General features: G+C 60.8%; 10 protein-coding genes. 3 read left to right on the top strand and 7 right to left on the bottom strand.

From position 1 onward, the window contains the following. Positions 1 to 227: 227 nt before the first annotated feature. From AC5P98_RS17495 to AC5P98_RS17485, 3 genes are all read left to right on the top strand, one after another. On the top strand, positions 228 to 974 hold the full coding sequence (locus tag AC5P98_RS17495; RefSeq protein ID WP_049419611.1) for an electron transfer flavoprotein subunit beta/FixA family protein: 747 nt from the start codon (positions 228 to 230) through the stop codon (positions 972 to 974). After that, positions 974 to 1,912, top strand: coding sequence for an electron transfer flavoprotein subunit alpha/FixB family protein (locus AC5P98_RS17490; RefSeq protein WP_049405974.1), 939 nt, complete (start codon positions 974 to 976; stop codon positions 1,910 to 1,912). The genes AC5P98_RS17495 and AC5P98_RS17490 overlap by 1 nt, the downstream gene beginning before the upstream one ends. Positions 1,913 to 2,009: 97 nt before the next feature. Then, positions 2,010 to 2,888, top strand: a complete 879-nt coding sequence (locus tag AC5P98_RS17485; RefSeq protein ID WP_495230130.1) for an acyltransferase family protein — start codon at positions 2,010 to 2,012, stop codon at positions 2,886 to 2,888. A 254-nt stretch (positions 2,889 to 3,142) separates the two neighbouring features. Here AC5P98_RS17485 and AC5P98_RS17480 read toward each other — a convergent pair whose 3' ends face one another. The 7 genes from AC5P98_RS17480 to AC5P98_RS17450 form a co-directional block, all read right to left on the bottom strand. After that, positions 3,143 to 3,625, bottom strand: a complete 483-nt coding sequence (locus AC5P98_RS17480; protein WP_141098653.1) for a hypothetical protein — start codon at positions 3,623 to 3,625, stop codon at positions 3,143 to 3,145. Positions 3,626 to 3,671: 46 nt separating this feature from the next. Beyond that, positions 3,672 to 4,607 (bottom strand): glycosyltransferase family 2 protein, encoded by a 936-nt coding sequence (locus tag AC5P98_RS17475; protein ID WP_032957905.1) that lies wholly within the window; start codon positions 4,605 to 4,607, stop codon positions 3,672 to 3,674. Next, positions 4,604 to 4,975 carry a GtrA family protein gene (locus tag AC5P98_RS17470; protein WP_049405977.1) on the bottom strand — a complete coding sequence of 124 codons (372 nt, stop codon included), beginning with the start codon at positions 4,973 to 4,975 and terminating at the stop codon, positions 4,604 to 4,606. Before AC5P98_RS17470 ends, AC5P98_RS17475 begins: the two co-directional genes overlap by 4 nt. Then, positions 4,972 to 6,279, bottom strand: coding sequence for a DUF6056 family protein (locus AC5P98_RS17465; RefSeq protein ID WP_014645849.1), 1,308 nt, complete (start codon positions 6,277 to 6,279; stop codon positions 4,972 to 4,974). The genes AC5P98_RS17470 and AC5P98_RS17465 overlap by 4 nt, the downstream gene beginning before the upstream one ends. Before the next feature lie 206 nt (positions 6,280 to 6,485). Continuing rightward, on the bottom strand, positions 6,486 to 7,406 hold the full coding sequence (locus tag AC5P98_RS17460; protein ID WP_014645848.1) for an NAD-dependent epimerase/dehydratase family protein: 921 nt from the start codon (positions 7,404 to 7,406) through the stop codon (positions 6,486 to 6,488). A 4-nt stretch (positions 7,407 to 7,410) separates the two neighbouring features. Beyond that, a complete protein-coding gene (locus tag AC5P98_RS17455) occupies positions 7,411 to 10,779 on the bottom strand; it encodes a glycoside hydrolase family 99-like domain-containing protein (RefSeq protein WP_049420155.1) in 3,369 nt (1,122 codons plus the stop codon). Between the two features lie 3 nt (positions 10,780 to 10,782). Then, a complete protein-coding gene (locus AC5P98_RS17450; RefSeq protein WP_049406241.1) occupies positions 10,783 to 12,273 on the bottom strand; it encodes a methyltransferase domain-containing protein in 1,491 nt (496 codons plus the stop codon). Positions 12,274 to 12,283: the final 10 nt, after the last annotated feature.

Here is a 12,283-nt window from a genome sequence, read left to right as displayed (position 1 = left end):
TAGCGGGACAGGATACATCGGGGAAACCTTCACGACTGCCTGCATGACGTGAACATGACATCAGAAAGCTGCCTTCACGCCAAAGCTATGCGGCGGCGCAGCATCACTACAAGACCATACGCATTCGCATGGTCCCCTCAAGCCAGCTAGAATCGGGGTCCCACCCCCGAACCGGTTGCTGTGCGAGGACCGGACGTTCTCTCCGTTATTGAAGGACCCCGTACCAGATGAAAATCCTCGTCGCGTACAAGCGCGTGGTGGACTACAACGTCCGCATTCAGGTCAAGCCGGACGGTTCCGGCGTGGTCACCGACGGCGTCAAGCTGTCCCCCAACCCCTTCGATGAAATCGCCCTGGAAGAGGCCCTGCGCCTGCGCGACAAGGGCATCGCCAGCGAGGTCGTGGTCGCCACCATCGCCCCGGCCGATGCCCAGGCGCACCTGCGCAACGGCCTGGCCATGGGCGCCAACCGCGCCGTCCATGTGGTCACCGACCAGGCCATCCAGCCGCTGACCGCCGCGCGCACCCTGCTCAAGCTGATCGAGAAGGAACAGCCGGACCTGGTGATCCTGGGCAAGCAGGCGATCGACGACGACGCCAACCAGACCGGCCAGATGCTGGCCACGCTGTGGGGGCGCCCGCAGGCGACCTTCGCCAGCAAGCTGGACGTTGCCGACGGCAAGGCCACGGTGACCCGCGAAGTCGACGCCGGCCTGGAAACGCTGGAAGTCGATCTGCCGGCCGTGGTCACCACCGACCTGCGCCTGAACGAGCCGCGCTTCATCAAGCTGCCGGACATCATGAAGGCCAAGGCCAAGCCGCTGGAGACCCTGCAGCTGGCCGACCTCGGCGTTGAAGCCGCCGACACCTTCAAGACCACCCAGTACGCCGCGCCGTCCAAGCGCAGCAAGGGTGTGATGGTCAAGGACGCGGCCGAACTGGTTGCCGCACTCAAGCAGAAGGGGTTGCTGTAATGAGCTGGATTCTCGTCATCGCCGAGCACCACGACGGCAAGCTCAACGCCGCCACCGCCAAGACCGTCAGCGCTGCTGCCGCCATCAGCGGCGCCAGCATCGACGTGCTGGTGCTGGCCGCCGATCCGGCTGCCGTGGCTGCCGAGGCCGCGAAGATCGCTGGCGTCGCCAAGGTCCTGACCGTGGCCAACGCTGCCAACGCGCAGGCCATCGCCCAGGTGCTGGCACCGCAGATCGCGCAGCTGGCCAAGGGTTACACCCACGTGTTCGGCCCGTCGACCACCTTCGGCAAGGACCTGATGCCGTGCGTGGCCGCCCTGCTGGGCGTCAACCAGGTTTCCGACCTGATGAGCGTTGAAGGCAGCCACACCTTCAAGCGCCCGATCTACGCCGGCAACGCGATCATCACCGTGGAAGCCCCGGCCGACCAGATCGTGGTCGCCACCGTGCGTGCCGCCTCGTGGCCGGAAGCCGCCCAGGGCGGCAGCGCCACCATCGAAGCGGCCAGCGTCGATGCTGCCCTGCCGACCCACACCCGCTTCGTCGGCCTCGCCGCTGGTGCCAGCGACCGCCCGGACCTGCAGAGCGCCAAGCGCGTGGTCTCCGGTGGCCGTGGTGTCGGTTCGGAAGAGAACTTCAAGGTCATCTTCCAGCTGGCCGACAAGCTCGGTGCCGCCGTCGGTGCCTCGCGCGCTGCGGTTGATGCCGGCTACGTGCCCAGCGACCTGCAGGTCGGCCAGACCGGCAAGATCATCGCGCCGGAACTTTACGTGGCCGTCGGCATCAGTGGCGCCATCCAGCACCTGACCGGCATCAAGGATGCCGGCACGATCGTGGCGATCAACAAGGATCCGGATTCGCCAATCTTCGAGATCGCCGATATCGGTCTGGTGGGCGATCTGTTTGGGATCCTGCCGGAGCTGGAAAAGGCGCTCTGACGACTCAGCGCAGAGGCCTTTCGCCATCCAAGGGCCGGCTGAAGTTCAGCCGGCCCTTTTCTCCTTCACGGGTTCACTTCTTACTATGAACAATCAGATGCAAGACCGCATCCACGGGCCGGACGTCCTCCGCGGATTGGCGGCGCTCGGCGTGGTCATGTTTCATGTCCTCTATCTTTCGGGCATCCCGATCAATGAGACGGCTGCGGCCATTACCGGAAGGATGGACTTCTTCGTCCGCGTGTTCTTCGTGCTGAGCGCGTTTGCTATCGGTCATGCCTACTATTCACGCATGAGCAGTACCGAAGCGATCAAGGTCTTCTACCAGAAAAGATTCTTCCGAATCGCTCCGCTGTTTTACTTCATGATCCTCACAGGCGTGGCTTTTCGGCTGGCCATGGATCAACCGATGCCACCTCTGCTCGACTTCATGCTGTCAGGAAGCTTCCTGTTTACGCTTGTACCAGGCAAGCAGAGCGGCCTCGTCGGCGGCGGTTGGTCCATCGGTATCGAATGGCTTTTCTACTTCATGTTCCCGCTGCTGCTTTCGACCATCAGGACAGTCAAGTCGGCAGCACTCGCGTGGGTAGTGCTATGCCCGATTGCAGTACTTTCAAAGCGCTACCTGCAGGACAGCTTTGATGGCCAACTGAACGAGTTCGCATCACTCAACGTACTGGTCCACAGCCAATATTTCGTTCTCGGCCTCCTTATCCTACATCTCAGCCGTGCCGGCATGCCGACAGCACGCAATGCAATGCAGCGCCAAGCCGTAGGTGTTGCTTTCCTGGCGCTGCTGGCATGCACCATCTATTCCTTGCACGCACCGTTCGGCCTGCCAGAAGAAGTTCTGCTTTCGATTGCAGCGCCCTTGATGGTCGGCATGTCGATAGCGGGTTTCCCGCGATGGCTCGACAACAAGGTAACCCGCTGGCTTGGCCTTGTAAGCTACAGCATCTGGTGCAGTTCCCGCTGATCCAACTCCTGCAGATGCATGGCATCTACGCGCAAATAGATGCGCACATCGGACACGGTGGACTCGCATTTGCCACTGCAGCTTTGGTCACGCTCGCCTGCGTGGTAGTGACGGCAGCTTTCACATATTACTTCGTGGAAGTACCTGGCCAACGTCTGTACGACAAGCTGCGCGGGGGCAGGCTCACGCGAACCTCATAAAACAAGTGAATCCGCTGTGCAGGAAGTGGCCCGCGGAGCGTGCAGGATCAGACTTCAATTGCCCCTCTGCAGACTGAATGGTTGGGCACATACGTAAGAGCCTCGCTTCAGCGTGAGGGCGTATGTGCCCGGCGACAGCTTTGATCCATCTAGGAGAGCTTCGAATCCTGCCGCGGACAACGCAGGCTCTCCGAGAGAACGCGCAACATCCTCACGGTGATGAACATCTGCTCCGGCGACGTTAATTTCCGTGGTTCCGGGACCCGCAGAAAACACCAGCGAAGTCTCGCCGACCAGCTCGCCACGATCATCGATCTGGCCCGCGACCCAACCACTCAATGCAATCTGACCGTTTGACGCCTGGACCGGTAACGAGGCGACGGGCTGCCCATTGACGGTCTCAAGATTGCAGCCCTGCGCGACATGCGGCTTTTGGATGACGGCGGAGGGGCTTGCCCGCTCGCCGTGGACCATCCCGGCCGGAACTGTCACCTCGGGCACCTGTTCTGAGCACCCGGCTATTCCGACCAGGCTCACCAACAGTCCCGCTACCCACATACGGTACGCGCCAGCCTCCATCCGTTCAGTCCTTCTTCTCATGCTGCACTGTGCTGCGGACGATGTAGCGGGGACGACGCTTCACCTCGGAATAGATACGCCCGATGTACTCACCGAGGACGCCAATTCCAATCAACTGGACGGCACCGAGAAAGAGAATGGCTGCAATCAAAGAGGAGTAACCCTGCACTGCGTTCCCATGCAGCAGCTTGTCGATCACAATCCAGACCCCGTAGGCAATCGAGAAAAATCCAATCGTGCTGCCGACGTACGTCCACACGCGCAACGGCGCGCTACTGAACGAGGTGATTCCCTCAAGCGCAAAATTCCACAGCTTCCAACCATTGAACTTCGAGACACCGGCAGAGCGCTCGGGTCGTGAGTAGTCGACAAAGTCGGTTGAAAAGCCAACCCAACTCAACAAGCCCTTCATGAACAGCCGGTTCTCGGGCAGTTGCTTGATCGCTTCAACGACAGGCCTGGACATCAGGCGGAAGTCACCAACGTTTGCCTCTACAGGACTTTCTGAAATCGCATTGATCAATTTGTAGAACCAGTTGGCACTGTTTCGCTTGAGGAAGCCATCGCTACCGCGATCAACGCGCCGTGCGAGTACAACATCGGCACCTGCCTTGAACTTTTCGACCATGGCGGGAAGCAACTCCAGTGGATCCTGGAGATCGACATCCATCGGGATGACGACATCGCCACGCGCTGCGTGTATGCCAGCCAGCAATGCTGGTTCTTTACCGAAATTACGCGAGAAATTGATCAGCGTGACTTTGGGATCCGCCGCCGCCAACGCAGTGATGACCGACTCGGTTCCATCGGAGCTGCCGTCATTTACAAAAACAAGCTCGAGATCATGCCCCTCAAGTCCAGGCAGCATCTGCACCGCCCGGTAAAAGATGGGGATGGCCTCTTGTTCATTGAAGACCGGTATGACAAGACTGATTTTCAAGGGACCTCCCGGAAAACAATGAACTTTGCAATAAGGTAACCAATCACCAAGCTTACGGCAGAAAACCCGACCATTGTAACGATCGGATGCAGTGAGAGCGCATCTGCGACGGCACCCAGAACGAAGCTGAGCGTCCCCATTGTCAGAACCATCACCACATACCGCTTGATGCTGGTCCGGGTCTTGAATGTCCACTGAGCATTCAGGAAGAAAGACAATGTGACCGCCACCAGGAACGCGCAGAGGTTGGAGATGGACTGTGGGTTACCCAGCCATACCAGAAGCACAAATATCATCCAGTGCACGGCAGTATTCAGGCCACCAGTGACCGCATATCGCAGGAATGGCATCCATCGGCGACTGCTCATTGCGGCAGCACCTTGCAACCGTAGTAGGCGCTTACGTAAGCAGGATTTGCGACGAACCAGGCTTCGCGACTGTTCAGATACTTATAAGAATATGCTTTAGTAGCATGCCCGACATCAATGCCTTGCTGGCAGCGCTCGGTCCTAGACATGATTCGTATGTAGGAATCTCGCTCTTCCAGGCTGCGCGCAAACTCAACATATGAGAGATTCGCCTGCAGCGGAAGGTAAAGACTGGCAACGGCTACAATCGCTGCACCCGAGCGGAACCAACTGATCGACACCAGTCGAATGACAGCGGCGACAACGAGCATGTACCAGATTGCCCACGGAACAATAAAGGCACGAGGCTCCGTGTAGGGCGCGGCAATGACACTGAGCACAGTGAGAGAGGACACCGTCCACGCCAGCACCACCTGCTGCCGCCATCCGTGCACGCGCCACAGGTAAACGCTAGCCGCCGTCCCTGCCAACACGAGCAGCCAGCCTGTACTCACCAACGTGCCAAAAACACTATGGGACCGCTCAAGCACGTGACCAACACCGAGGTTGGCTGGATACATGGCTGCGTATGCGGCACGACGGATTGCTGTGGAGGGCGCCAGCATCAACACTCCCCACGCAGCGGCGAGTGCGATGATGGGAACAATTGCGCGTATTCGCCAGCGAGCCCTTCCGCTCAGCAGAAGTACCAGCCCCATTCCCGCACCCAGCGCAGGCGGTACGTTCTCGAACGAAAGGCCAACAAGGCACGCCAGTACGACCGCAACAAGACAGCGGAGGTTCGATTCACCAAGCTTCTGCGTCGCCTCGGCGGTAAAGTAAAAGGACATCAACAGAAGGGTGAGAATCATCGGCTGGAAGTAGGCCGCTTGGGCCGTCGTCCAGAAAAAAACTTCGTAACCCGGCCAGAACAACCAGAGCATCGCCAGCGCGTAGATTGAGCCATGCAGGAACGAATCGCGATCCGTTTGCCTGCGCCCATACACGGCAACCACGGCACAGAAGAACAGCAGCGAGGCTGTCGTCGCCAGGACGAAGTAGATCCGAGGTACGCTCAGCCAGAGGATTGCGAGCTGCTCTCCAAGACGTGCGTTCCACTGCGTAATCTGTGCCGACGAACGTTCAATGATCCAGCCGAAACGATCCATCGGCGCAACGCCGGCCATATCCCGCGTCAATGCGAAATCCTCGCCGTTGAGAGGTGAAATCATGGCAGTCGCCACGTACACGAATAGTCCGAGGGCGGCGCAGATAGCCACTATCAGCGGGAAGTGACTTGTTTGGGAGGACGCTGTTCTGCTCATTCCTTTGTGCCGATACTCGAAAAATTCCGCAGACTCGCTCGTCGAGACTGCAGTTGGGAAGGGAATCGCACTTGAAGACGAGCGATACGAGGACTGGAGGCCAGATTCAGTTCACACTGAGTTGTGTTCGATGAAGCCACACGACTGCTTGCTGGGCACATTCACCTGCGTCTCCGTGCGACGCCGTCGCGGAGATTCAAGCGAATCTAGCTGCCCGTCGCGTCCTGCATGCTTCGCCAGGCGAGGATCAACCCCTCCGCCAGCGCGATCTTTGGTGTCCAGCCCAGCAACTGCTTGGCGCGCTGGACGTCGAGAACAATGGATCGCACATCAAACGTGCGACCAGGCTTGTACTGCACAGGCAATGCCCTGCCCGAAGCTACCCGAATTGCCGCGCAGAGCTCATTCAGACTGATGCCATTACCAGACGCCGCGTTGAATACTCCTGTCCTTCCGGACTCCGTTGCCAACAGCGCAAGATCGATGAGGTCGTCGATGAACACGTAGTCTCGGACGGTTTCCCCGTCACCCCATATCTCGACAGGCAATCCTGCCAGCGCGCGTCCCAGGAATACAGCCACTGCGCCCTGGATCCCTCGCGTGGACTGCCCTGGCCCGTAGGGATTTGAGGGACGGATGATCACCGGATCCAGCCAACCCTGACGTTGGAACATCGTCAGATAGTGCTCGATGGCGACCTTTACGATGCCGTAGGAGGAAATCGGTCGCAGCGCGTGCGTTTCGGGAACGGGAAGGGTGTCGGGGTTGCCATACACCGTTCCTCCAGAGGAAAAGTAGCAGAGCCTACGCACGCCCCGTACGCGCATTGCCTCCAGCAAACGGTGGGTACCGATTAGATTGCCTTCGATATCAGCGATCGGATCAGCATCAGCAGTGCTCGGCACAGTGCAGCTGGCGAGGTGGTACACGGAATCGACATCCTGCAGCGCCTGCTCCAGTACATCAGCGTCGTGGAAATCGCCCTGAAAGTAGCGCACACCAGCCCAGTCCATGTCCGTGCGGGCAGGGAAGCGATCCAGCACCGCCGTCTCTTCACCACGCGTACGCAGCGCGGCGACGAGTCGTGAACCGATGAAACCATTGCCACCGATGACCAACGCGCTCATGCAATCACTCCGTCCCAGCTGAATGGTTCCGCAACCCGAAGTGGGTGCGCAGCTTGTCTTCGTATGCCGCGGCCGCGCTCCGCGTGGCTGCGCTCAACGGGAAAAGCCGCTGGGCGTGGGCATGCAGGCTGCGGATTTCATCCAGGTGACCCTGCGCTTTGGAGCCGATGGTCACGCTGTTGCCATGGCGGCGGTGCTGGTTGAGCGATTCCGCATTGAAGCTGAGGCCGCCATCGCGCAGCAATAGCAGGTAGACCAGCCAGTCGCCCGCGATCCGATACTGAGTGATCTCTTCGATGTGCTCCTGCATCACGCGCAGCAGCGCCTCGCGACGGAACAGCACGGCGCTGACGTTGGGCAGGGTGTTCTTAACAGCCAGACCGGCTTCAACTTCTTCGGAACCCATCGCCGAATAGCTGCTGCGCCAGCGATCACGCGAGAGATCATTGGTGTATTCCAGATAGTCGCCAGCCATCACCTCGCCGAACTCGTCGATCTGTTCCGACTGCGAGAACGCCATCACCGAGCGGGGGTTGGACTCGAGCAGGTCCACCAGCGAGCGCAGGAATGCTGGCTTGGAAAGATCGTCGGCCTCGGCGATCCAGACGTACTCGCCGCGCGCCAGGCTCACGCCCTTCATCCACTGGCGGAAGACCGACCCGCTGTTGTCCGACGACGCCTCAAGGCGCGGCTCCGGATCAAATGTTGGCCAGAGGCGTTCGAGTTCTGCCAGGCTCCCATCCGATGAGGCGTCATCCAGGATGATGACCTCATACAGGGGGAAGTCCTGCCCGTACACCGACGCCAGACGCTCTTCCAGGTAGTGGGCGTAGTTGTAGTTCGGCACTACCACCGAGACACGCGGAATGCGATGCCCGGCCAGATCCAGCAAGTCCAGCAGGTAGCTGCGGAAGGAGAAGTCGGCATTGACAAGGCGTCGTCCGGCTTCGCCTGCCGTTGCTCGCACCGAATCCTCATCGAGCAGACGCGCCAAGGCGCCGCCATAGGCGACGGCGTCCAGTGCCGGCACGACCACGCCCGCCTGGTGCTGGGCCACGAGGTCCGCACCGCCCCCCGTGCCTGCGAATGCGACGACCGGCAGCTCGACAGACAAGGCCTCCAGCACGACGGATGGGAAAGGATCTTCCCGCGACGCGAGCGCGTAGATGTCAGCGCCTGCGTAGTAGTCATCGGTGTCAAAGTCGAGACCGGCGAAGTGAAACCGCTCCAGCATGCCATGGCTGCGGAGCACCTTTTCCGCGGCCTCACACGCAGCCTCTTCACGGTGACCGACCCAAACGACGTGGACATCAGGTCGCTGGGCGAATGCGCTGGTGAACGCCTCGGCCAGCAGGTCGACACCCTTACGCGCATCGGCGTAGCCCACCGACAACACGATCCTGTCCGTGGATTTGAGACCCAAGCGCTGCCGCAGCGCTGCGCGCGCAGCGTCTCGATTGCGCTTCCCGCGATGGCGGTTGGCTGCAAACAGCCCCTGCGGCAGCTTGGTTACCTTGGCCTGCCCTGCCGGGTCGAGGAAGGGCTGCAAACCTTCGCGTACTGCGTCCGAGGCGACGACGATGCGCTTGGCCACACGGGAAATGTCCGCCAGTGCAGGCTGCAGGCCGTAGCTCTGGATGACACCCGGCAGCTCGTGGATCATCGACACCACGGTAAGACCTGCATCACCCAACGCCTGCACGATGCGGCCGCTGACCGCCGTATTGGCAAGCACCGAGCGCACGCCCAGCTGGCGTAGTTCATTGGCCAGCACCGCTGGATCCCGGTCGCCCAGCAGGTGGACCGTGGAGCACTCGGCGAACTGGCTGTGCAGGCGGCCGTCTTCGAGCAGCACGACATGCACGTCCAGTCCCAGGCCGGCCGTCATCTTGCGTGCCATGTTGAGCGCGAGGTACTGCGCGCCATGCGGGTGCGCATCATGGGAAATCAGTGCGACACGCGGCTTCGCCGTGCCGGCGGTGACATTGCGCGTCGCCTGCAGGAAGGCATAACCGTAGTAACGGTCCGGTTCCAGATGGGCGCCTTCGGCCCACTCGTTCCAGGCGTTGATGAAGACCACGCTCTCGCCACGCACAGGTTTGGCCAGTGCGAACTCGCCCGCCGATTCCAGCCAGCGCTGGTACTCGCTCGGCGAGGAATGGGCGAACGTGTAGCCGCGCCCCGGCTTTCGCGCTTCATTGTCCCAGCGTGGCGTAACCCCCTTGAACAGCGGATAGTCTTCTTCCGGCCAGTTCCTGGAACGTTCGGCCATCTCGCGGTAGTCGACCACGTAGCCTTCATAACGCGGGTTGGCGATGTGCAGCGTGTGGTTGATGCTGGACAGGCCACGCGCCACCTTGTGCGGCGGGAACTCGAGGGCTGCATCGAAGCCGTACGTGCGCGGATCATCGACGTCGAACTGGACCATGGCGATGAACAGCTCGCCAAGGCCCTGCTCACGCGCATAGCCGCGCCAGACATCCAGCGACTTGCGGGCATCGGGAAGCAGCGATGGCCGGTAGATGATGAGCAACGGCCGACCATCGATGCGGATATACCGCGGATCAGACAGGTACGGCATCGCATCACGAATGAACGCGATGTCGTTGTCAGCCGTGTAGTTCTGACCAATCAGCACATCGTTTTCATGCCCATCCCAGCGCCGGGTCCAATTCTCGTTGGCCCAGCAGATGCAGAACGGCAGGTCAATCTCCGGATGCGCGAGCAGCTGGTCCACCGGCCGCTCCATCAGTCGATGACCGGAGAACCAGTAATGGTGGAAGCAGAAGCCGTGAACGCCGTACAGCTTGGCAAGCTCGGCCTGGCGCTTGAGCACATCGATCAAGCGCAGGTCATAGAAACCCAGTTCACCGGGCAGGTGCGGCTGGCGATGCCCCTGGAACTGTGGCACGGCCTTGCTCACATTGGTCCACTCGGTGAAGCCCCTGCCCCACCATGCGTCGTTTTCGGCGAAGGGGTGAAACTGCGGCAGGTAGAACGCGATCGTCTTGAAGCGGAGGCTGGTCGGTGGCTGTAGCGCAGGCGCCAGCTCCACGTACTCAGACCCGCGCACGCCTGCAGCGACGTCGAAGGCGTCTGCGTAGATACGCGCCACGGAGGACACCTTCACGCCTTCGGCAACGATCGGAGCGGCAGCGGCTGGCGGCTGCTGCGCGCCCGCCGTGACAACAGCAAATTCCTGCCCTGCGCCGAAGGTTTTCCATCGGCGGTAGGCATTTGTATTGGCAAAGGCGAAGCTGAAGTTCCGGAACAGGAAATCCTTCAGTGCAAGCCGCGCATTCCAGCCCGGCACCGCCATGTACATGCGGCGTGCAACTGCCCCCAGTTTTCCCATTTTCTGACCCTGATGCATCGCTTACAGGTGCCTCCTGGCACTTCCTGACAGTTTCCTGAGCCATGCAGTGTAACGCCAACTCCGTGACGCCTTAAGCAGTTCCACATCCCGTTCGCGGTGCTCGCTGATGACGCGCTGCTCGGTTACGGCCAACTGCAGCTGCTGCACGGACTGCCTTGCCTCATCCCGTTCGGCCATGGTCCGGTCGATTTCCGCACGCAGAGCGGACATTTCTTCGCGCAGGCTGCCGTTGGCATTGATATGCCCCAACACCATCTCCTGGGACTCGGAAAGCATGCGCTCGAGGGAGCGGACCCTTTCCTCGGTGGCAACGGCCTGAATCAACTGCTGGCGGAGTTCGGCCAGCTGAGCCTTGAATTGACCGTTGTCGATCGACTGGCTGCTGGCTGCTTCAGCAACCAGCGCTCGATTCTGATCCAGCGCATTCTGCAGGCTTTCCAGCCTGCGTTCCTGGGCCAGCCGATCATGACCGCCTTCGCGGCGAACATCATCGACCAGCGAACCCAGCACGGAGATCGAGGACAGCACCTCGTTGCGGCTGTCACGAAGCCGCTCGATCTCGGCCAGATGCGCTTCGCGCGTCCGCCGCAGTTCCTCCGCCGCCTCCAGGGAAGCGGCTTCCCGATGGGAAAGATGGGACTGGGCCTGGGCCTCGAGTTCCTCGACCTTGGCGCGAAGCTGCAGGACTTCGATATCCGCGTTCTGGACGCGCTCAGGCAAGTGCACCCCGTAGAAGGCGCCGGCATCCATTCCATGAACCTTCAGTTCGAAGAACGAGGACGACTGCACAGGCAGCACCCCATCCGTCGCAACCACCAGGTCGTAGAGCGGGCGGCTGAGGCCTTCGGCCCATTCACTGGTTTCAGGGCCGGTGCCCAGGATTGAATCGAAGGCCGCCGGACCGTCAGCGACCAACAGGGAACCGTAGACGACGCGCTGCGAATACACCTGCTGCTGCGGGAAGTAGCGCTGGATGAGTTCGATCAACTCGTGACGGAACAACTCCTTCACGTGATAGGGGTTTTCGTAGCCCGGGTCGATCGAATAGTGCTGCTTGTTCGGACTGGACATGATCAGCATCCCACCCGGACGTAGAACGCGCCGGATCTCCGACAGCATTTCCTCATGCTGGTCGTGGTGCTCGATGGTCTCGAAACTCACCACCACGTCAACGGAGTCGTCCTCCAATGGCAGCAAGGCAGCAGACGCCTCGACGAAGCGCAAGCGATCGGACCCGTAGCGGCCAGCCGCATGGGCGACGGCCTCGGCCGAGATATCTATGCCGGTCACCGAGTCCGCAACGCCAGACAGGATCTGGCTGCCATAACCTTCGCCACAGGCCACGTCCACCACCTGCTTGCCGGCACAGAACCTGGCGGCGAAGTGATAGCGATGGAGATGTTCGAAGGCGATCTGACCGGCCACTTCGGGCATGAACCGTTCGCCGGTGAATGCGAGATCTTCTACGTGCTCGTCAAGCTGGGTTGCCATGGGTCACCTC

The sequence above is a fragment of the Stenotrophomonas sp. YJH_SMC_135 genome, from assembly GCF_059372355.1.
Note: the sequence above shows the minus strand (reverse complement) of the source record. Positions and strands in the feature narration are given on the sequence as shown.